The organism is Burkholderia cepacia (assembly GCF_001039005.1).
GTDB lineage: Bacteria > Pseudomonadota > Gammaproteobacteria > Burkholderiales > Burkholderiaceae > Burkholderia > Burkholderia theae.
Genome location: NZ_LDWR01000055.1, coordinates 236,539 through 258,378 on the forward strand (window position 1 = coordinate 236,539; position 21,840 = coordinate 258,378).

The 21,840-nt window shown below is 62.4% G+C and carries 18 protein-coding genes and 1 tRNA gene; 17 read left to right on the forward strand and 2 right to left on the reverse strand.

The features are described 5' to 3' along the window. Window positions 1-53 precede the first annotated feature (53 nt). The gene (gene folE2, locus VL15_RS29640; protein WP_048250242.1) at window positions 54-863 is read left to right on the forward strand and encodes a GTP cyclohydrolase FolE2; all 810 of its coding nucleotides are present in this window, start codon (window positions 54-56) and stop codon (window positions 861-863) included. Between the two features lie 87 nt (window positions 864-950). On the opposite strand, the gene tsaD is transcribed toward folE2, so the two are convergent. Continuing rightward, complete coding sequence (tsaD, locus tag VL15_RS29645; protein ID WP_048250243.1) at window positions 951-1,991, reverse strand: tRNA (adenosine(37)-N6)-threonylcarbamoyltransferase complex transferase subunit TsaD; 1,041 nt, start codon at window positions 1,989-1,991, stop codon at window positions 951-953. A gap of 121 nt (window positions 1,992-2,112) precedes the next feature. On the opposite strand from tsaD, the gene VL15_RS29650 reads away from it, so the two are divergent. Together VL15_RS29650 and rpsU are read left to right on the forward strand one after the other, a co-directional pair. After that, complete coding sequence (locus VL15_RS29650; RefSeq protein ID WP_268991238.1) at window positions 2,113-3,342, forward strand: NAD(P)/FAD-dependent oxidoreductase; 1,230 nt, start codon at window positions 2,113-2,115, stop codon at window positions 3,340-3,342. Between the two features lie 106 nt (window positions 3,343-3,448). Continuing rightward, complete coding sequence (gene rpsU, locus VL15_RS29655; protein ID WP_006751743.1) at window positions 3,449-3,661, forward strand: 30S ribosomal protein S21; 213 nt, start codon at window positions 3,449-3,451, stop codon at window positions 3,659-3,661. A 72-nt stretch (window positions 3,662-3,733) separates the two neighbouring features. On the opposite strand, the gene VL15_RS42860 is transcribed toward rpsU, so the two are convergent. Further along, a complete protein-coding gene (locus VL15_RS42860) occupies window positions 3,734-3,931 on the reverse strand; it encodes a hypothetical protein (protein ID WP_196319639.1) in 198 nt (65 codons plus the stop codon). On the opposite strand from VL15_RS42860, the gene VL15_RS29660 reads away from it, so the two are divergent. The 14 genes from VL15_RS29660 to VL15_RS29730 all read left to right on the forward strand — a co-directional run bounded on the left by VL15_RS29660 (window position 3,900) and on the right by VL15_RS29730 (window position 21,783). Further along, complete coding sequence (locus VL15_RS29660; protein ID WP_048250245.1) at window positions 3,900-4,346, forward strand: GatB/YqeY domain-containing protein; 447 nt, start codon at window positions 3,900-3,902, stop codon at window positions 4,344-4,346. The two genes, VL15_RS42860 and VL15_RS29660, sit on opposite strands and share 32 nt — an antisense overlap. Before the next feature lie 70 nt (window positions 4,347-4,416). Continuing rightward, complete coding sequence (gene dnaG / locus VL15_RS29665) at window positions 4,417-6,291, forward strand: DNA primase (protein WP_048250246.1); 1,875 nt, start codon at window positions 4,417-4,419, stop codon at window positions 6,289-6,291. A gap of 88 nt (window positions 6,292-6,379) precedes the next feature. After that, complete coding sequence (rpoD, locus tag VL15_RS29675) at window positions 6,380-8,797, forward strand: RNA polymerase sigma factor RpoD (RefSeq protein ID WP_080970994.1); 2,418 nt, start codon at window positions 6,380-6,382, stop codon at window positions 8,795-8,797. A gap of 138 nt (window positions 8,798-8,935) precedes the next feature. Continuing rightward, window positions 8,936-9,011: transfer RNA gene (locus VL15_RS29680), tRNA-Ile, on the forward strand. Between the two features lie 366 nt (window positions 9,012-9,377). Next, complete coding sequence (locus VL15_RS29685; RefSeq protein WP_053077732.1) at window positions 9,378-10,409, forward strand: response regulator transcription factor; 1,032 nt, start codon at window positions 9,378-9,380, stop codon at window positions 10,407-10,409. 916 nt (window positions 10,410-11,325) lie between these two features. Further along, window positions 11,326-12,327, forward strand: coding sequence for an AraC family transcriptional regulator (locus tag VL15_RS29690; protein WP_048250248.1), 1,002 nt, complete (start codon window positions 11,326-11,328; stop codon window positions 12,325-12,327). Between the two features lie 244 nt (window positions 12,328-12,571). Further along, a complete protein-coding gene (locus tag VL15_RS39150; protein WP_053077733.1) occupies window positions 12,572-13,336 on the forward strand; it encodes a response regulator transcription factor in 765 nt (254 codons plus the stop codon). Between the two features lie 141 nt (window positions 13,337-13,477). Further along, window positions 13,478-15,403, forward strand: coding sequence for a S8 family peptidase (locus VL15_RS29700; RefSeq protein WP_048250249.1), 1,926 nt, complete (start codon window positions 13,478-13,480; stop codon window positions 15,401-15,403). Window positions 15,404-15,466: 63 nt separating this feature from the next. Then, a complete protein-coding gene (locus tag VL15_RS29705; protein ID WP_155420319.1) occupies window positions 15,467-15,913 on the forward strand; it encodes a hypothetical protein in 447 nt (148 codons plus the stop codon). A gap of 426 nt (window positions 15,914-16,339) precedes the next feature. Continuing rightward, a complete protein-coding gene (locus tag VL15_RS29710) occupies window positions 16,340-16,900 on the forward strand; it encodes a spore coat protein U domain-containing protein (protein ID WP_048250251.1) in 561 nt (186 codons plus the stop codon). Window positions 16,901-16,975: 75 nt separating this feature from the next. Further along, window positions 16,976-17,497 (forward strand): spore coat U domain-containing protein, encoded by a 522-nt coding sequence (locus VL15_RS29715; protein WP_053077735.1) that lies wholly within the window; start codon window positions 16,976-16,978, stop codon window positions 17,495-17,497. Between the two features lie 6 nt (window positions 17,498-17,503). After that, entirely contained in the window at window positions 17,504-18,349 is an 846-nt protein-coding gene (locus VL15_RS29720) for a fimbria/pilus periplasmic chaperone (protein ID WP_053077736.1), read from the forward strand. A 79-nt stretch (window positions 18,350-18,428) separates the two neighbouring features. Next, window positions 18,429-20,807 (forward strand): fimbria/pilus outer membrane usher protein, encoded by a 2,379-nt coding sequence (locus tag VL15_RS29725; protein ID WP_048250253.1) that lies wholly within the window; start codon window positions 18,429-18,431, stop codon window positions 20,805-20,807. A 10-nt stretch (window positions 20,808-20,817) separates the two neighbouring features. Continuing rightward, window positions 20,818-21,783: a spore coat U domain-containing protein gene (locus tag VL15_RS29730; protein WP_048250254.1), complete on the forward strand. Its 966-nt coding sequence runs from the start codon at window positions 20,818-20,820 to the stop codon at window positions 21,781-21,783. The last annotated feature ends 57 nt before the right edge of the window (window positions 21,784-21,840 follow it).

Consider the following 21,840-nt stretch of genomic DNA (forward strand, 5'->3'; position numbering starts at 1 on the left):
GCATGACGCGGCGTGCGCGTTGTCGAACGCGCGGCTTACAAGGATTGAACAAGATGAACCAGATGAATCCCGCCTTCGTGATGCCCGACGTGCAGAGCACGGTGGATACCCGCCAGATTCCGATTCAGCGCGTGGGCGTGAAGGCGGTCCGGCATCCGTTGACGGTGTGTACCGAAAGCGGCGACGTGCAGCCGACCGTCGGTGTCTGGAATCTCGATGTGCGTCTGCCGGCCGACCAGAAGGGCACGCACATGTCGCGCTTCGTCGCGCTGCTCGAAGAGAACCGCGCGCCGCTGACGGTCGAGCGTTTCCGCACGATGCTCGCGTCGATGCTCGAGAAACTCGAAGCCGAGGCCGGCCGTATCGAGGTGACGTTTCCGTATTTCGTGAACAAGACGGCGCCGGTGTCCGGCGTGCAGAGCCTGCTCGATTATGAAGTGACGCTTGCGGGCGAAAGCCGCAACGGCGACACGCGCCTGTTCCTGAAGGTGCTCGTGCCCGTGACGAGCCTGTGCCCGTGCTCGAAGAAGATCTCGCAGTACGGCGCGCACAACCAGCGCTCGCACGTGACGATCGATGCCGAACTCGCGGGCGACCTGCCGGTCGAGGCGCTGATCCGCATCGCCGAAGAAGAGGCGTCGTGCGAGCTGTGGGGCCTGCTGAAGCGCCCGGACGAGAAGTTCGTCACCGAGCGTGCATACGAGAACCCGAAGTTCGTCGAGGATCTCGTGCGCGATGTCGCGCAGCGTCTCGATGCGGACGAGCGCGTCGTTGCGTACGTGCTCGAAGCCGAGAACTTCGAATCGATCCACAATCACAGCGCGTATGCGCTGATCGAACGCGACAAGCGGCTAGCGGCATAACGCCGCGGCGTTTTGTCGCGCCGATGAAAAAGGCCGCTCGTTTGAGCGGCCTTTTTGTTGTTCTGCCTGGGCGTCGCGTTGTGCGGCTCAGCGTGCGAGCGATGCGAGATCCCAGCGCGGCTTTACCGTGAATGCGTAGTCGGCATTCGCCTGCTCGGGCCAGCGCGCGAGCCGCAATGCGCCGGCGAGCGCGATCATCGCGCCGTTGTCGGTGCACAGCGCGAGATCGGGGTAATGCACGTTGAAGCCGCGTTTCGCGGCGGCGGCCGACAGCGCGTCGCGCAACTGACGGTTTGCGCCGACGCCGCCCGCGACCACGAGGCGCTTGAGCTTCGTTTTCTTCAGCGCCGCGAGCGACTTCGCGACGAGCACGTCGACGGCCGCGTCGACGAAGCCGCGCGCGAGGTCGGCCTTCGCGCGTTCGAGCGCTTCACCGGTCAGCTGCGCCGCTTCGAACTTCTTCATCTGCGTGAGCACGGCCGTCTTCAGGCCGCTGAAGCTGAAGTCGAGATCGCCCGAGTGCAGCATCGGGCGGGGCAGCACGACCGCGCCCGGCGTGCCCGTTTCAGCGAGCTTCGACACTTCCGGGCCGCCCGGATAGCCGAGGCCGATCAGCTTCGCCGTCTTGTCGAATGCTTCGCCGGCCGCGTCGTCGAGCGTTTCGCCGAGCGTCTCGTACACGCCGACGTCGGTCACGCGCATCAGTTGCGTGTGGCCGCCGGAAACCAGCAGCGCGACGAACGGGAACGGCGGCGGCTCCGCGACGAGCAGCGGCGACAGCAGGTGGCCTTCGAGGTGATGGATGCCGACGGTCGGCTTGTTCCAGGCGAGCGCGAGCGCATTCGCGATGCTCGCGCCGACCAGCAGCGCGCCGGCGAGGCCGGGGCCTTGCGTGAACGCGATCGCGTCGATGTCGTCGCGGCGCGTGCCGCTTTGCGCCATCACTTCCTCGAGCAGCGGCAGCGCGCGGCGGATGTGGTCGCGCGATGCGAGTTCGGGCACGACGCCGCCGTAGTCGCGGTGCATCGCGATCTGCGAGTGGAGCGCGTGTGCGAGCAGGCCGCGCTGCGTGTCGTAGAGCGCGAGGCCGGTTTCGTCACAGGAGCTTTCGATGCCGAGAACGAGCATGGGTGCGGGCGGGGCGCGCCGTATCGAGCGCGCCGCAGGAAGGTCAACGTAACCGGAAATTATAGCAGGCGAGGGCCGGCCGCCGCTGGCTGCGGCCCGGGCCCGATGCCGGGCAGGTACAATCCGCGCCATGGAAACTTATGACATCGCCGTGATCGGCGCGGGCGCCGCCGGGATGATGAGCGCCGCGGTCGCCGGGCAGCTCGGCCGCCGCGTCGTGCTGATCGATCACGCGCCGCGGCTCGCCGAGAAAATCCGCATCTCGGGTGGCGGCCGCTGCAACTTCACGAACCTGTACGCAGGCCCCGACAACTACCTGTCGTCGAATCCGCATTTCGCGCGCTCGGCGCTGGCGCGCTATACGCCGCGCGACTTCCTCGGGCTGCTCAAACGCCATCACGTGACCTGGCACGAAAAGCACAAGGGCCAGCTCTTTTGCGACCACGGCAGCGACGCGGTCATCGATGTGCTGAAGCACGAGTGCGATGCGGGCGGCGTCGCGTGGCGCCGGCCGGTCGTCGTCGACGCGGTGCGTCACGCACCGTCCGACGGCTTTACGCTCGACACGCAGCAGGCGGGGCCGATCGGTGCGCGCGCACTGATCATCGCGACCGGCGGCCTGTCGATCCCGAAGATCGGCGCGACCGACTTCGGCTACCGGCTCGCAAAGCAGTTCGGCCACAAGCTCATCGATACGCGGCCCGCGCTCGTGCCGCTCACGTTCGCGCAGCAGGACTGGGAGCCGTTCGCGGCGTTGTCCGGCGTATCGCTCGAAGTGCGCGTGTCGACCGGCGACAAGAAGCGCGGCGGCGAATTCGTCGAGGACCTGCTGCTGACCCACCGCGGCCTGTCCGGGCCCGGCATTCTGCAGATCTCGAGCTACTGGCAGCCTGGCGACCCGATCCGCGTCGACCTGCTGCCGCAGCGCGACACGGTGGCCGACCTGCTCGACGCGAAGCGCACGTCGAAACGCCAGATCGGTTCGCTGCTCGCGGACTGGGTGCCGTCGCGCCTCGCGCATGCATGGCTCGACACGCATCGCGTCGCGGCCGACGCGCGGCTTGCAGACCTACCCGACAAGACGTTGCGCCAGATCGGCGACGCGCTGTCCGGCTGGACGCTGACACCGAACGGCACCGAGGGCTACAAGAAGGCCGAGGTGACGAAGGGCGGCGTCGATACGCGGGAACTGTCGTCGGCGACGATGATGAGCGCGCGGGTGCCGGGGCTGTACTTCATCGGCGAGGCGGTGGACGTGACGGGCTGGCTCGGCGGCTACAACTTCCAGTGGGCGTGGGCGTCCGGCACGGCGGCCGGGCAGGCCGCGGCGGAGTATTCGCGGGGCGCGTGACATGCCCGGCAAGCCTGGTTTTAGCGGGACCAGGCCCCGTGCCTTTGAGCAATCGCTCTGCTATACTCGGTAGTCTTTCCCTGCAAACCTTTATTCGTGTCGGATCATGACGATCATTCGCGTTAAAGAGAACGAGCCGTTCGAAGTTGCAATGCGTCGCTTCAAGCGCACGATCGAGAAGAACGGTTTGTTGACCGAACTTCGTGCGCGCGAGTTTTTCGAGAAGCCGACCGCGGAGCGCAAGCGCAAGAAGGCTGCTGCGGTGAAGCGTCATTACAAGCGTATCCGCAGCCAGACGTTGCCGAAGAAGTTGTACTGAACAATTGGGCGCCGCGCGATTCGCCAAGCGGCGCACCGGCGACTTCGTGCGATCGGGCGCGATCACGGACGATCAAGCGCAATCGTGCAGCCGGTCGGGAAACCGCTCAGTTGACCGATCAGGCAGCGAGCCGCCGATGCCGGATTCGAGCAACCCGCTTGAGACACTGTCCCAAGCGGGTTTTTGTGTTGACGCCTGTTCGCGGGCGTCGGATTCACGTTTCCATCCCGGGTGAAAGATGAGTTTGAAAGAGCAGATCAGCGAAGACATGAAGACCGCGATGCGCGCGAAGGACAGCGAGCGCCTGTCGACGATTCGACTGCTGATGGCCGCGATCAAGCAGCGCGAGGTCGATGATCGGGTCACGCTCGACGACGCGGGCATCACGGCCGTGATCGACAAGATGATCAAGCAGCGCAAGGATTCGATCAGCCAGTTCCAGGCCGCCAGCCGTGACGACCTCGTCGCGAAGGAGCAGGCCGAACTGGTCGTGCTGGGCGCCTACATGCCCGCGCAACTGTCGGACGCCGAAGTGGCGGCCGAAGTCCAGGCGGCGGTCGCGCAAACCGGCGCAGCCGGCCCGCAGGACATGGGCAAGGTGATGGGCGTGCTGAAGGGCAAGCTCGCGGGCCGTGCCGACATGACGGCCGTTTCCGCGCAGGTCAAGGCCGCGCTCACCAAGTAAAACCCGCTCCCGGCGCGCTCAGCGATGCGTGCGCCGGGCATCGTATTGTCTTTTTTCGCTCGATCCCACGGTGATTCCGCATTCGTTCCTGCAGGATTTGCTGAACCGCGTCGATATCGTCGACGTGGTGGGTCGGTACGTGCAGCTCAAGAAGGGCGGCGCCAATTTCATGGGGCTGTGCCCGTTCCATAACGAGAAGAGCCCGTCGTTTACCGTCAGCCCGACCAAGCAGTTCTATCACTGCTTCGGTTGCGGCGCGCACGGCACGGCGATCGGCTTCCTGATGGAACACGCGGGGCTCACGTTCCCGGAGGCAGTGCAGGAACTCGCGCAATCCGTCGGGCTGACCGTGCCCCACGAGCCGTCGATGCGCGGCGGTGGGGGCGGAGGCGGTGGCGGCGACTATCCGGCGCCCGTGTCGAAATCGGTTGCGACCGCATTGTCCGACGCGATGTCCACCGCGTGCGACTACTACCGCAAGCAGCTGCGCGGCGCGACCGTCGCGATCCAGTATCTGAAGAACCGGGGCCTGACCGGCGAGATCGCCGCGCGCTTCGGGCTCGGTTATGCGCCGGACGGCTGGCAGAACCTCGAAACCGCGTTCCCGGACTATCGCGACGAGTCGCTGGTCGAGTCGGGGCTCGTGATCGTCAGCGAGAAAACCGATGCGCAGGGCACCGCGCGCCGCTACGACCGGTTCCGCGAACGGATCATGTTCCCGATCCGCAACGTGAAGGGGCAGGTGATCGGCTTCGGCGGGCGCGTGCTCGGCAGCGGCGAGCCGAAGTACCTGAACTCGCCCGAAACGCCGCTGTTCAATAAAGGCAGCGAGCTGTACGGCTTGTTCGAGGCGCGGCTCGCGATTCGCGAGCGCAAGTACGTGCTGGTCGTCGAGGGTTACATGGACGTCGTCGCGCTTGCGCAGCTCGGTTTCCCGAACGCGGTCGCGACGCTCGGCACCGCGTGCACGCCGATTCACGTGCAGAAGCTGCTGCGCCAGACCGACACAGTTATTTTCAGTTTCGACGGCGATTCGGCCGGGCGGCGTGCGGCCCGGCGTGCGCTCGAGGCGTGCCTGCCGCACGCGGCGGACAACCGTACGATCCGGTTCCTTTTTCTGCCGACCGAGCACGACCCGGACAGCTATGTCCGCGAGTTCGGCGCGGAGGCGTTCTCCGAGCAGGTCGAGCGCGCGATGCCGCTGTCGCAATTTCTGCTGAACGAAGCAATTGCCGGCAAGGCGCTCGATCAGCCGGAAGGCCGCGCGAAGGCGCTGTTCGACGCGAAGCCGCTGCTGCAGGCGCTGCCCGCGAACGCGTTGCGCGCGCAGATCATGCACATGTTCGCCGATCGTCTCGATATCCCGTTCGAAGAAGTCGCGGGGCTGTCCGACGTCGATACGCGGATCGCGGCGCCGCCGCGCCAGGCGCCTGCGCGCAGCGAACGGCGTCGCGTGACGGACAGCGAAAAGCGTGCGCTGCGCACGCTGGTGATGCATCCGCGTATCGCGTCGCAGCTCGACGACGAACAGATTGCGACCCTGCGCGCGTTGCCGCGCATCGGCGAACTGTTCGCCGAAGTCGTCGACCATGCGCGCGCGCTGGGCGACGGCGCGGAGTTCCGGCTGCTGTCGGATGTCCTGCGGACCTCCTCGAATGGGGCGACTTACGAGGAAATCTTCCGCGAAATTCTGGACTATGATGAAAACGTCCGCGATTTGCTGTTACAGAATCCGGAAGACGAGACGGTGCCCGAGCGGCAGCGTGAACAGGAACGGATCGCGGGGGAGGAGTTGCAGGCTGCGGTGCTCAAGATGCGCTATGACGCCTGCTGCGACCGGCTTGACCGGCTGGCGCGGCAATCCACCTTCACACCCGAGGAATTGGCCGAACTGACGGAATTGAACCAGCAGCGAACCGACATGAAGCGTCGACTCGGGCTGTAGGCGGCCGGGGCGCTTAGAGAGGGCGCCCCAGCGTGCTATAATATAAGGTTTCCAGCGGTTTGTTTTCTAAGCAGAGGCGAGAATCGCGATGGCAAAGACGACAGGCGGAAAGAAAGCAGCAGGCAAGGGCTCGACGGAGCCGACCAAGAAGGTCACAGCGGCCAAGTCTGCTTCTTCCACCAGGACAACGTCTTCAGCCACGTCAGCCTCTACGGGAAAGAAAACCGCGGCCGGCACTGCTCAGGCTGCGCCGGCGCCGGCAGCCAGAACACGGGCTGCCGCCAGACCCGACTCCGGGCCGGCCAAGCCGGCGGCGAAGCGGGCAAGTGCGAAAAGCGCAAGGGACACGACTGCCGCCGCGGACGAAACGGCAGTACGTACTACTCATGCACCCACGGTTCAACCGGCTGTCGTCCAGCAGCCGCGAGTCGATATAGCCGGTACGGCGAACTCCATGACCAAAAAGCTGAACGAAGTATCCGTCGTTGACGACGCAAATCAGAGCGACGAGCAGCCCGCAGCCGCGGCTGCCCCGGGCAAATCCAAGGTGCGCGATCGTCGCGCCAAGGAAAAGGCGCTGCTGAAGGAAGCGTTCGCGACGAGCACGCCCGGCACGGCCGAGGAGCTCGAAGAGCGCCGCGTGAAGCTGCGCGCGCTGATCAAGCTCGGCAAGGAGCGCGGCTTCCTCACGTACGCCGAAATCAACGACCACCTGCCGGACAACTTCACCGAGACCGAAGCCCTCGAAGGCATCATCGGCACGTTCAACGACATGGGCGTGGCGGTCTACGAGCAGGCGCCGGACGCGGAAACGCTGCTCTTGAACGACAACGCGCCGGCCGCGTCGTCGGACGATGAAGTCGAAGAGGAAGCGGAAGTCGCGCTGTCCACTGTCGATTCGGAATTCGGCCGTACGACCGATCCGGTCCGGATGTACATGCGTGAGATGGGCACGGTCGAACTCCTCACGCGCGAAGGCGAAATCGAGATCGCGAAGCGGATCGAGGACGGCCTGCGTCACATGGTGATGGCGATTTCCGCGTGTCCGACGACGATCGCCGACATCCTCGCGATGGCCGAACGCGTCGCGAACGAAGAGATCCGCGTCGACGAACTCGTCGACGGCCTGCTCGATCCGAACGCTTCGGACACCGCCGATACCGACGGCTTCTCCGCGAAGGAAGCGGAAGCCATCGAGAACGAGGACGAGGAAGCCGAAGAGGAAGAGGAAGAAGAGGAAGAGGAGGAGGACGACGGTGCCGCGCAGGCATCGGCCAACGCCGCCCAGCTCGAAGCCCTCAAGCGCGCATCGCTCGACAAGTTCTCGCAGATCAGCGAGTGGTTCGACAAGATGCGCCGCGCGTTCGAGAAGGAAGGCTACAAGTCGAAGTCCTACCTGAAGGCGCAGGAAACGATCCAGACCGAGCTGATGACGATCCGCTTCACCGCGCGTACCGTCGAGCGCCTGTGCGACACGTTGCGTGCGCAAGTGGATGAAGTGCGTCAGGTCGAGCGCCAGATCCTGCACACGGTCGTCGACAAGTGCGGCATGCCGCGTTCGGAATTCATCGCGCGCTTCCCGGGCAGCGAGACGGATCTCGACTGGTCCGAGAAGATCACGGCCGAAGGCCATTCGTACAGCGCGGTCCTGTCGCGCAACATCCCGGCGATCCGCGAGCAGCAGCAGCGCCTGCTCGACCTGCAGGCGCGCGTCGTGCTGCCGCTGAAGGACCTGAAGGAAACCAACCGCCAGATGGCGGCCGGCGAACTGAAGGCACGCCAGGCGAAGCGCGAAATGACCGAGGCGAACTTGCGTCTCGTGATCTCGATCGCGAAGAAGTACACGAACCGCGGCCTGCAGTTCCTCGACCTGATCCAGGAAGGCAACATCGGCCTGATGAAGGCGGTGGACAAGTTCGAATACCGTCGCGGCTACAAGTTCTCGACCTATGCGACGTGGTGGATCCGTCAGGCCATCACGCGCTCGATCGCTGACCAGGCGCGCACGATCCGTATTCCGGTTCACATGATCGAGACGATCAACAAGATGAACCGCATCTCGCGGCAGATCCTGCAGGAAACCGGTCTCGAGCCGGATCCGGCAACGCTCGCCGAGAAGATGGAGATGCCGGAAGACAAGATCCGCAAGATCATGAAGATCGCGAAGGAGCCGATCTCGATGGAAACGCCGATCGGTGACGACGACGATTCCCATCTCGGCGACTTTATCGAGGACAACAACACGGTCGCGCCGGCGGATGCCGCGCTGCATGCGAGCATGCGCGACGTCGTGAAGGACGTGCTCGATTCGCTGACGCCGCGCGAGGCGAAGGTGCTGCGGATGCGCTTCGGTATCGAGATGAGCACCGATCACACGCTCGAGGAAGTCGGCAAGCAGTTCGACGTCACGCGTGAGCGGATCCGTCAGATCGAGGCCAAGGCGCTGCGCAAGCTGCGTCACCCGAGCCGTTCCGACAAGCTGAAGTCGTTCCTCGAAGGGAACTGATTTCCAGCGTCTCTCCTGCGAACGCCGCCGGTATCCGTGTGATGCCGGTGGCGTTTGTCTCTTTTGCTGTCTTTGTTGTTACAATGCCGGCCCGGCTTCTTTGCCGGGGCTGCGTGTAGCACGCTTCGCTTCTCATCAGGGCTTGTAGCTCAGCGGTTAGAGCAGTCGACTCATAATCGATTGGTCGCGGGTTCGAACCCCGCCGGGCCCACCACATTCCGTTCCGAGGTTAGCCGAGGAAAATTCGAAACCCGTGATGCCGCAAGGCTTCACGGGTTTTTTGTTTCTCGGGGTGTCCGGGTGGTTTCGTAGGCAGCCGGTATGCCTCTCAGGCATCGGGCCATGTCGAGACGGCATCACGCCGTCCGGCCCGATCGTTTAAGATCGACGACTGTCGGTAATCTCACGAACTCGACCAAACTGGCTCCGCCCAACCGGACACCGGCTTCATCAAGCCGATGCGCTGGCCACAAGCCGTTCGTTCCTCCAGCAACAACTCAACTCTCCATGCCGGCTTTCCGTATGTCGACGCGACGATTGCATTCATTCCGATCGAATTCTTCTTGTTAGGAAATATGTGATGAAGGCGAGTCGGCGCGAATCGATTGATTCGATCAATTTCCTCGGAGACGTTTTTTTGCGGGTCCACGCGCTTTCGTGCGAACTTCCCGCCCCTTCCTTCATTGGCTCCGCGGTTTCACTGGTCAGTCAATCAATATCCTGTCGTTCCGCGTGGTGGGGGCTGGTTGGTCGTGGCGCCAATGAAGTCACACCGACGGTCTACAAGAAGGAATTGATAGGACTACCGGCAGACTTTGAGGAAAGGTGGCTTCCCATCTCGGCCCAGGACGCATTCGCGAAAGAAGTTGAAAGCCGAATCGGGGAGGTTCACGCTTTTTCTACGGACCAGAACTATGGCGCTCCCGGTAAGACAGAGGCGGTTCGGGCATTTTGTCGGGAATACGATCTGGCCCATGGCGTATCGATATTGCTGGGCGAGCCGTTCACGAGGAATCATTTCTTTTGCACGCTGTACCGAGGGCAGGGGGCGCGGCCGTTCGATGAAATCGAGATGGCATATTTCGGGCAGTTCATGAAGTACACGCTCCAGATATGGCGGAAGAATCTTCAACGCATGCTTTCCGTTCCGGCCGCGGACAACGTGCACTCGAGCGGGATTGCGGACAAGGACGGAAGAATTGTCGGCATAGGCGGAGGGTTGTGCGAGTTCATCTCCGCGAACTGGCCAACGTGGCGTGGCGGAACGCTGCCGCAAGAACTCGCTCAGCTCTTCAGCGACGCGCCTTGCCGTATGCGTCTGGGGGGAAGGACGGTCGAGATCGGCTATTTCGGATCCTATCTGCATGTTTCCCTTGCACCGGACGGGCACGGGTTCGTCCTGTCACCCAAGGAGAGGTCGATTGCACGTTTGTTTGCAGCCGGTCGCTCGTACAAGGAAATTTCACGCGTGATCGGCCTGTCGCCCGCAACCGTCAGAACTTATTTGCAGCGTATCTATGCGCACCTCGGGGTGAGCAACAAGGTGCAATTGGGCAGGGTGCTCGCCCCGGATTCGGCAGATGGCCAGGGTGAGGCCGCCCAGCCATTCTGACCGTCGTGCCCCCGCCCGCATGTGACCTGCCGACGCGTCCGAAGCCGCTGAATCCTGCCGCGGCGCGTCGCCTTACGCCGGGATGATCGTCGGTCATTACCCATTCCCCAACCGACACTCGTGTACGCGAGTCCGCGATTGGCAAATGCCGCTGGCGTCTCCGGCAAGGATCGGATCTTCGCAGGTCCTGCGTCATACCTGATCGGACCATTTCCCCGATCGTTCCGGTTTTCCGCACGATGGGCAACTGCCCGGGAATGCGCGTCTGCATTTGCAGAGTATCGAGTGCCGCGCGTGCCATGGGAAAATACTTTCGGTTCGAAAGCGGTTCAGGGGCAGCCCGCTCCGGAGAGCGCCCGGACCCTGACCAGCTCGCCAGCGTGGCATCAGCGATACAGGCCATGTTTCTCGACACGATGACAGCGGCATTGCGCTGTCCGAAAAAAACTGCTCATTGTCCGCAGTTACGCTTCCCCGGTTTGGGGCCGAATGTTCTAATTTTTACATTGAGCAGACAGTCGTCGCTCGATACGCGCGTGATCGATAGCGCGGAGGTCGGATGCGGTTCATGGAAGTTCTCGAGCCGTTGCATGTCAGCCTTTATTCTTGACTGAGAGAGGCGATCGCGTTGTTCGGGGTTCTAATGCCGATGAAAAAATTCGGATGCCGAATGAACAGGAAACAAAGGATGCACCGATCGTGAACGGTTGCATTGCGACAGCGTTGTGGTTTGCGATGTCCCGAAGCTGGCGTCGGGCATCGATTTCGTTGGAGAAGCATGTGTTGATCCGCGTCCCCGAGGGGCGCGATGAACTCGGCGTATGACAGATACATGATGGACGACGAGTGAATGAAAGACGAAATGTCGGGTGCGCGGCGTCATTGCATAGAGCACGGGAACGGAAAGAGAGGGCGGATGGATCACGTCGACACCATCGGATTCGACATCGAATGGCGGCCCCTCATCAATTATCTGAAGGAGAAGGGCGTCGCGATTCCCGATCTGTGGGGCGATTCCCGGTCGGCGGGCCGCTTGCCTAGCGGAATGCTTTACGACTGGATTGCCCAGAACAGTATGTCGCCACGGGAAGCGCTTCGTATCGGCGAGCACTATCGGCTGTCGGATTATGGCGTTGTCGGATTGGCTCTGAAGACTGCCGCCAACTTTGGAGAGGCGTTTCAAGTCGTCAGGACGTACATGCTGCCGCTTAACCAGAATATTCGTGGAGTGCGTGTCGACGCATCCGATGCCGGTACCGTCGATGTCAGCATCGATTTGCGCGACAGCCCGGATTTGCCCCCGGAGCTGAGGCTTTTCAATGCCAATGTAGTTGCCGCGGCGTCATATGCGATCACCAGGAATTTGCTGCGCGACAAGGTCGGGTTGATTCGCTTGCGGCTTCCTGAAGCGATCGACGAGCCGGGCCCGTATGAGGCGCACTTTGGCGTTCCGGTCCGGTTCGGCGGCCGGAGCATTGTTTTCACGTTGCCGGGCGGTTGCTTCGATCAGGAGATACCGAGTGCAAATCGGGCAGTCTTTCAGGCAGCCGTCGCGATGAGCGGAGAAGCGCTCGATACGATGCTCTCGCGGGAAGTGCGCGGATATCGGGAGCGCATTCTCTCGTTGCTTGATTCCCTTCCCGACCAGTATCCGGACAGCAGTGATGTCGCCCGGCATCTTGGCATCAACGAGCGAACGCTGCGCCGGCGATTGACCGACGAAGGCTGCAGCTATCGCGAGGTCCTGGATATGGTGCGACAAAAAAGGGCCAAGCGCCTGCTGCTGGATAAGCGTTTGCGCATGGACGACATTGCCGAAAAGCTCGGTTACGCGGATACGTCGAGCTTCAGAAATGCGTTCCGCCGGTGGACCGGATGTAGTCCGAGTGATTTTCGGCGAGATGCCGGCGTCGTATAGCGTTCGGCGAGTCGAAGTCCGCGGTACCCGCGTATCGGCCGGTCGTGGCGCCGGGATCGCACGGCGATGTACTTGCCCGACGGGTTTTGCGATCGATCGATCGCCGTGGAGCGGGGTGTGATTCCGTATCTGCGCGGATCGTCAGGGTCGTGATTCGGATGAGGGGGGCGCAGAACCGAGCGATAGTCGGTCGATCTGCCGTGCGTGTCGAATTGAAGCGTCGAGGACGAAAAGAGGTGGCCGCGTGATTTTGACGATGCCGAAGAAGCGGGCGGCAATTTTATCAAGGGATTCGAAAATAGAATCGTGGATTGTGAAGAATCTGGAAGAGTCCGATTACGATTGCATATTTTTCAGAAGTTTTAACGATATATTAAGTTATACGAATCTAGACGATTTAAGCATCCTTGTAACGAGATTCGAGGATCTGGATTCCGTGTCGGGGAGGGTCTTGCTTCGCCGGAAAAATGGCGCGTTCGAGAAAACGCCGATTCTTTTCGTAACGTCGGGCGTGGAGAAATGGAAAATCGTGTCGATGCTGGACGCGGGCGCTGACGCATATATCGCGACCACCGCGTCACGTCCCGTTTTTCTGTCGTATGTCGATGCGCTCGTGAGGCGCGCGAGGGCGAGAAAGGGGCGTCCCAGCAGGGAAATTCACGGAGCGTACGAATTCGACCTGCTCAGCAAGAAGGTCCGGCGGCAGAGAACGAACATTCCGGTCAACGTGATGGAATTCCATATTTCTCTTTCGCTTTTCCGGAATCTGGGCGAGTCACTTTCGTTGAACTATCTCGAGGAAATGACTTGGGGCGTTTCGACCGGGGAAGCTCGCGGGAAGATACGGACACACGTGTCGAATCTGAAGAGGAAGCTCGACCTGACGCCGGAGAATGGTTACCTGCTCACCGCGGTGAGGGGGTATGGGTATCGACTTGAATTGATTCCTGGTCGAGATCGGTTATCGGGTAAATGCGACGAGGTTGAAATGGATTGGAGTGCGTCCTGAACATTTCTTGAGGAGGTCAATGGCAGGAAAAGGTGCGTTGCGCCGTTGTGCGGGCGCGAGGCGAAGATCCCGACGCCGGCATCGCAGCGCGATCCTGGCAGCGGACCAGCGCATACCCATCAACATCGATTTGAAAATTCCATGCTCTATCGTTCTCGAAAGACATTCGGCTTGACGCTGATCGCGAGTCTGGCGTTGTCTGCCTGCGGCGGCGACGATGCGCCAGGCACCGGTGCCGCCGCGGGCAGTCCTGCCAACGGAAGCGGCAGTACGGCGAAATTGGCTTGCCCGTTCCACGGCGCACTCGCTTTCGAGTGCGAGCCGCTTTTCAAATATCAATGGGCACTGAAGCAGCCGGGGAGCTACTTCGCGGGCTTCCCGAACGTGGCCGACGGCAAGACGGACCTCGACCTCGAGAGCGTATTTCGTGATGGCGTTTTTGGGCAGGGCGTCAATTTGCTGGTGCTGGATGACGGTATCGACATCGCACACGAAGATCTGGCGCCGAACGTCAAACGCTCGATGATGCATAACTTCTTCAACGATACGAACGACCCCACGCCAGACGATATCGAATCGGCTCACGGCACCCACGTCGCGGGAATAGCCGCAGCGGCAATGAATGGCAAAGGCGTCGTGGGCGTTGCGCCGAATGTGAATCTGGGCGGTGCGCGCTATCTCGGCTTCGACGATTTCGTTTCGAATCAGGTCGCCGCTTATGGCGGCGTGTCGTGGTCGGCGAACGCTGACATCATCAATGCATCGTATGGGATCAATCCGCGGAGCCCGATTGAATACGATACCGACACGTCGAGCACGGAGGCCGTCCGGACTTTTCCGGTGCGCCGTAACGGCAAGGGGCTCGTCATGCTCAAGGCGACGGGAAACGAATACGCCGGAATTTATAGTGCGGCGACCAATACCACGCGCGACTGCCCGACGGTCGGACGCAAGAGCGGCATGATCTCGTGCGAGAATCCGGCCAATGATCCGGAAGGTCTCGAACCGGGCGTGATCATGGTAGGCGCCGCCAATGCGATGGGGAGAAAGGCAAGTTACTCGAATGCCGGCCCGATCAACTGGATTACCGCTTTGGGAGGCGAAGACGGGGACAGTGGCGCGTACGGCGAGACAGGTTCCGGTCCGAAGATTTTCTCGACGGATTTGACAGGCTGTCACCGCGGTTACAGTCGCTACCGTTCTTCAGCCGACTTGAAGGACGAAGCGACGAACGACTTCGACACGGCTGGCACGCCTGTCAACTTTCGCGAGAATCCCGACTGCAAGTACTCGAGCATGAACGGCACATCGGCGGCCACTCCGATGGTGTCGGGCATTGTGGCGTTGATGCTGTCGGTCAACCCGAAGCTGACATGGCGCGACGTCAGGGATATTCTGCGCACCACCGCGCGAAAGATCGACGCCGATTATGGTTCGCGTGACGGACGTGATGCGCGGATCGACCTCGGCGACGGTAGGGCCTCGGACGAAACCAGTTCAGACCTTTTCGACGGAGCGACCACCGCGCGCCTCGACTATGGCTGGCAGACGAATGGCGCCGGCAACGCATATTCGACATGGTACGGCTTCGGCCTGATCGACGCTGCGGCGGCGGTCCGGAAAGCGAGATCCTACACGTCGCACGCCGATGCCGGGTTGACGATTCCTGGTTTCATTCGGGCCTTTCCCGACGTCATGCAGATGCGATACGGGCAAGTTCAGAAGCTGGGCCAATTCAGCGTATCCGGCAACGACAGCGTCGATCAGTTACAGCTTCGCCTGACCGGTAGCGTGTGTATCGGCAGCGTGGGTGTGTACGTCAAATCGCCGTCCGGTACGATTTCGACGCTTGCATTGCCGTATAACAGCTACTACAAGAACAATGTTTCGCAAGTCAGCCACTACGGCCTCGGCAGCTACGCGTTCTACGGTGAGCAATCCGCAGGAACCTGGGAAGTCTACGCGGTCAACGCAGTGCCGCAGCCCGGATGCAACAGCTACGACGGTAACCTCACGCGCCTGAGCAAACCGTTGTCCGTCGAATACCGCATCATCGCGGCCCGTTGAGAGACCCGGATCATGAACCATCAATCTTTTTCCAGGCACTGGATTTCAGGCGCGATGCTGTCAGTGCTCGTCACGCTGCATGTGAACGCGGCCGAATCGATCGCCGGCAAGCAATTGTCGCCGCAGGAACTGTCGCAGTATGCGCATGCGCCGTCGGTGCGGCTGGATGGTCAGACCTTCAAGCACCTGGATGCGGGCGAAGCCGCCAGATCCATGCGTGCCGGTCCGACAGGCGATCGACCGACGCTGCTTGTCAACGAGCGCGGCGTGGTGGGCGAGACCCGCAATGAACTGGTCGTTTCGCAAGTCGATCCGGATCGTGTGCGCGAGGTGGCAGGTCAGCTCGGCAAATCACCCGTGGCGACGGCCTACTACGCGCCGGTGCGCATCAGCACGTTGCGCTTCGCGTCGTTCGAGGATGCGGTCGAGGCTCGGGCGAAGCTGATCAAGTTGCTGCCGCAGGCGAGGGTCAATTTGCCGATCCGGTACGCGACACCGAAGGCGCGCTGATCGCGCAGAGGATGCTTCGCCGTGAGGCGGAGCATCCGGCATTTTCCGAACAGCCTGCCGGATATCGATGAGATACCGGTGTCCGGAACTACGTCGCGCGTGTCCGTTCGTGCTCTTTCCTGCAATCGGTCTGGATGATTTAATCGAGTCTGAACCGATTGAGCGGAACAAGCCTGAAATCGGTGAGGAAGCATTCAAGCAGGCGTCGTGTTTAACGATTTCCGTCAATTAATTCGTATTGCGAATCAAATTGATGAAGTCGGCATGCTTTTCAAAGTTCCGGTGCCGACGGCACTCGAATGGTTCGGGGTTGTGTTTGGGGATTGTCGGAATCGGCCCCGTCGCCTGGTTGGTTGGCGGTGGCGCCGGCGAACGTCGTGCTTCCAGTTGTCAACCATGCAGTGATCAACTTAACCGGGGAAAAACATGAAGACTCACTCGAAAGCTCTGCTTGTTGTCTCGTTCGCCGTGGCCGGCGGGCTCGCGCACGCGCAATCGAATCCGATCAACGGTACCGTCAATGCGCAGCTCGTGCTGACCAGCGGTTGCGCAATCAATGCCGGTAGCGGGTCGGTCAGCACGACCAGCAATTTCGGTTCGCTCAACTTCGGCACGCAGCCGAGCGGCTTTACCGGGTCGTTGAATGCGCAAACGACCGGGACCGGAACGAGCACGACTCAGATAACTTGTTCGCCCGACGTGACCTCGGTGAAAGTCACGGTCGACGGCGGCAAGAACGCGGGGAAGGGGGCCGGTGTCGGAACGGGCACGCGCGCACTGGCGAACGGCACGTCTTACGTTCCGTACGAAGTCTATTCGGATAACGCGTTCAAAAATCAGTATGTGGCGAGTACCGCGCAAACCGTCCCGTTGACGGCGGGCACGGCGCTCGCGCTGCCGATCTACGGTGTCGTGAACAAGACCATCACGTCCGCTCTCGCGGCCGGTACGTATTCCGACGTGCTGAACGTCACGGTCGGCTGGTAAGCGCGCTCGCCAACCCTCTCCGGTCTTGCGGCGGCCGACGGTGCCGCAAGACGCTTATCTCCCGACGGGATCGCTATGTGGCTCCGCAATGCTTGGGCTCTTCTGTTGAGTGCTTTCATGTTTCCGGCTACCGGCATGGCGGATACGCCGATACCGACCACGAAGGCCTTCGCGGTCAGCGCGCAAATCGTGTCGGGGTGTGGCGTGTCGGGCGGCGGAACCAGCCTCAATTTCGGGCTGCTTGATTTCGGCGCTCATCCCGCGGTGTCGACCGGGCAGGTCAATACAGTGACGACCGGTAGTGCGCTGCAGATCCAGTGTTCGTCCGGCACGACGCTGAAGATTGCCGTCGACGGCGGACTCAATCCGTCCGCGGGCAATACGCAGCGGAACCTGCAGGGGCCGGGCCAAACGCTGATCGGTTATCAGCTCTATGCGGATGCCGCCCACACGCAAACGCTCAATATCGGGCAGCCGGTATCGACGCCGGTGTCGGGTGTTGCGAGTGTGCCGATCTACGGCTCGCTCGGTCTGCCGGGCGGGTCCGCACCGGCCGGCACTTATACAGATACCGCCCAGGTCACGGTGAGTTACTGAGTCAGGATGGAATCTGCTATGAACGATCCGATGGCGACCGGTCAGCCGGGACGCACGATGCGGCGCGCGACCGCGACCGCAATGGCGGTGTCGATGACGATCGCATGCGCGGGTGCCGCTCATGCGGCCACGTCAGTGATGATCTGGCCGATCGATCCGGTGATCGAGAGCGACCAGCGCGCGAGCGCGTTGTGGCTCGAGAATCAGGACGTCAAGCCGGTCACGTTGCAGATACGCGTGCTTGCGTGGCGCGAGGCCGACTGGAAGGAACTGCATGCGGAGAATCAGCGCCGCGTCGTGAGCAGCCCGCCGATGGCGACGGTGCTGCCCGGCAAGCGGCAGTTGATCCGATTGACGAAGCTGGTCGATGTCGCGCCTGGAACCGAGGACGCGTATCGGGTGCTCATCGACGAGATTCCCCAGGCCGAGGATTCCGGGGGGAAGGGCGGCGATACGTCGCTCGGCGTGCGGTTCCAGATGCATTACTCGATACCGCTGTTCGTCGACGGGAACGGCGTATGGACCAAGGAAGACCCGGACCAGCGCCGCGATCCGGCCACGGCTTCGACGCCGGTGCTCGGCTGGCATATCGCTCATGAGGACGGCAAGCGCTGGCTCGTGGTGGCGAATCGCGGCGTCGTGCATGCGCGCATCACGCAGATTGCGTTCGAGTCGGGGGAACAGCGCACCGAGATCGAGCGGGGGCTGCTGGGCTACGTGTTGCCCGGTGCCCGGATGCGCTGGCCGTTGCCGCAGGGCCTGAAGCTCGCTACGCAGTCGAACCTGGTTGCGACAGTCAACGGCAAGACAGGCGTCGACATGCGTCCGGATGACGCTGACATGCATCCGTAGTTTCACAGGTCGCTCGGAACGGACAGTCACGATACTCGACGGGGGGCCGGTGCGAGATAGTCGAGCAGGAAATGAGCGGATGCCGCGCATGCGCGGCATGGTATGGGTTACCGGGCTTGCATTCGCGGCGGCGGCGAGCGCGGTGCATGCAGGCGATGCGACGCTCGCGGAAAGCTACGCCACGGAACTGCCGCCGCCCACTCGGTTAGTTCGTAGCGGCACGCTGTTTCTCGAACTGGTGGTCAATCATCTGGCAACCGGACAGGTCGTGCCGGTGCGCTATCTTGACGGGACCTACTCGGTCCGGGCCGGAGACCTTGCGAAGGTTTCCGTCCGCACGGAAGCGTCTGCCGACGAAATGGTCGATCTCGCCAAGCTCGACGGCGTCGAGGTCGAATACGACGGCGCGGCACAGCGGTTGAACCTGACCGTGCCATCCGACTGGCTGCCGGAGCAGACCGTCGGATCGGCGAGGATGTACGACAGGACACCTGCCGCGGTGAGTCGCGGCCTGCTGTTCAACTACGACGTCTACACCAGTTCGCCGACGCGCGGCACGGGCTATACGTCGGCCTGGACCGAGCAGCGCCTGTTCGATCGCTGGGGCATCCTGACCAATACCGGCGTCTACCGGCGATCGTACGGTGGCGGCGCGGGCATGCGCGGCGACAATCGCTACCTGCGTTACGACACGACCTGGAGCTACTCCGATCAGAACCGGATGCTGACGTATACGGCGGGCGACCTCGTCACCGGAGCTCTTTCGTGGACCAGCGCCGTGCGTCTCGGCGGCATATCCGTGGCGCGCGACTTCAGCGTGCGTCCGGACATCGTGACGTATCCGCTGCCGCAGTTTTCGGGGCAGGCGGCCGTGCCGACTGCGGTCGATCTGTTCATCAACGGCAGCAAGGCGACGACCGGCCGGGTCAACCCGGGCCCTTTCACGCTGAACAACGTGCCGTTCATCAACGGTGCGGGCGAGGCCACCGTCGTGACGACCGATGCGCTCGGACGTCAGGTCGCGACGACCATTCCGTTCTACGTCGCCAATACGCTGCTGAGGAAAGGGTTGTCGGATTTCTCGTTGTCGGCGGGCGCCATGCGGCGCGACTACGGGATCAGCTCGCTTTCGTACGGCAAGTTTGCGGTGTCGGGAACCGTGCGTCATGGCCTGACGAACGCGCTGACAATCGAAGGGCACGTGGAAGGCGGCGAACGTTTCGCGCTCGGCGGCCTGGGGTTCGGACTTGGCGTCGGCCAGCTGGGCGTCGCCAGTGTTGCCGCGAGCCAGAGCACGCTGGGCGGCACGTCGGGGCAGCAATACGTGGTCGGTTACGGCTATTCGTCGCAACGCTTCAGCGTCTCGTTGCAACGGATCCAGCGAACCGGCGGATTCAGGGATCTGTCGGCATACGATCTGTCGGCCGGCCTCGTTTACCGACAAGTGCGTAGCAGCACGCAGGCCACGGGCGCGCTGAATCTTGGTGCGATTGGCGGTGCGATCGGCGCGGGTTATTTCGACGTACGCGGCAGCGACGGCTCGCGCATGCGGATCGCGAACGTCTCGTATACGCGGCCGCTCTTTGACCGGGCGACGCTTTACGCATCGCTGAACCGAACGATCGGCAACCGCGGCGTCGATGCACAGGTTCAGCTGATCGTGCCGCTCGGTGGCCGGGGCACGGTGAGCGTCAGTGCGTCGCGAGACGGCAACGACAACCGGATCGTGCAATACAGCCGCAGCGTGCCGAGCGATGGCGGCTTCGGCTGGAATCTCGCGTATGCAGGCGGTGGTTCCCGGTATCAGCAGGGCGACATGACGTGGCGCAATCGCTACTTCCAGGTGCAGGGCGGCGTCTACGGATACGGTTCGCGCGAGGGGTATACGCGCTGGGGCGACATGCAGGGATCGCTGGTCGTCATGGACGGTGCGGTGCTGCCGGCCAATCGCGTCGACGATTCGTTCGTGCTGGTCGACACGCAAGGGCAGAAAGGCATTCCGGTGCGCTACGAGAACCAGCGCATCGGCACGACGGACAGCGGCGGCCATCTGCTGGTGCCGTGGGCGCCGTCCTACTACGGGGCAAAGTACGAGATCGACCCGCTTGGCCTGCCGGACAACATGCGGGTGTCGATGGTCGAACGGCGCGTCGCCGTGAGGCACCGTGCCGGCGCGCTCGTGACGTTTCCGATCGAACGCGTGGTGTCGGCCACCATCCTGCTGGTCGACGCGCATGGCAAACCGGTCAAGGTCGGCTCAACGGTGACGCACCGCGAGAGCGGGCAAACGTCGCTCGTCGGCTGGAACGGGGAAACCTATTTCGAAGGACTCTCGAGCACCAATCATCTGAGCGTGGCGTTGCCGGACGGCAAGCATTGCAGCGCGGCGTTTCCGCTTGACGTGAACGCCGCCGAGACGAGCCGTATCGGGCCGCTGTCATGCAACGAGTCACTGTGAGGTCAATCCCATGAGATCGCTTTTCGGATTCATTCGGCGTGCGGCATTCGTGGCGCTCATCGCGACGATTGCCCCGATGCCGGCCTACGCGGACTGCACGACGGCCAATCCTTCGCCGGCGGCGTTCGGCTCGGTCACGTCGCTGAACCTGTCAAGCCGACAGCAATCCACGTCGTCGCCGAGTGCCGGGCTGTCGTGCGGTGGCGCGCTTTTCGCCTTTCTCGTGACCGGAAATGCGATCAACGGAACGATCACGTCGGCCAACGGCGGCAAGCTGAGTGGTGCCGCCGGCGATGCGATCGGCTATACGATGTTCGCCGACAAGAATTACTCGCAGCCGTTGAACTTCGGGCAGCTCTATAACTGGGCCGACACCCAGTTCGTGAGCTTTCTCGGTTTGGGCGGCGATTCGAGCGTCGCGCTTCCGTTGTTTTTCCGAACCGCACTGGGAAGCAATGTTGCCGCCGGAACCTACACCGATACCTTGACGATTGCGTGGAAGTGGCATGTCTGCAGTGGCGCCGGTTTCGGATCTTTCTGTCTTGGATGGAACGACGGACAGAATACGGCGACGTTTCCGATCACGCTGACGGTGACGAACGATTGCACGATCGCCGCCCCCGACGTGAACTTCGGATCCGCGCCGACCGTGGCGAGTTTCGCGCAGGTCAACGGGAGTCTGTCGTTGACCTGCACGAAAGGCATGACCTATACCGTCGGCCTGAGCCCGGGCAGCCATGCCGCCGCGAACGGACGCAGGCAGATGACGAGCGGCACGAACGTCTTGCAGTACGACATCTATGCGGCCAATGGCGGCACGGTCTGGGGGCAGGCAACGAATCGGGTTGGCAGCGGCGGGGCAGCGGACGGCACGTCGGTGCAGACATTTCCGTATGTCGCCCGAATTTACTCCGATCAGTCGACACCGCCGGTCGGTAGCTACACCGACAGCGTGATCGTCGATGTGCGTTACTGATGGCCCCGACCTGGATGGTTGGCGTTACGTGATGCGCATTCGACTACATGCACACGA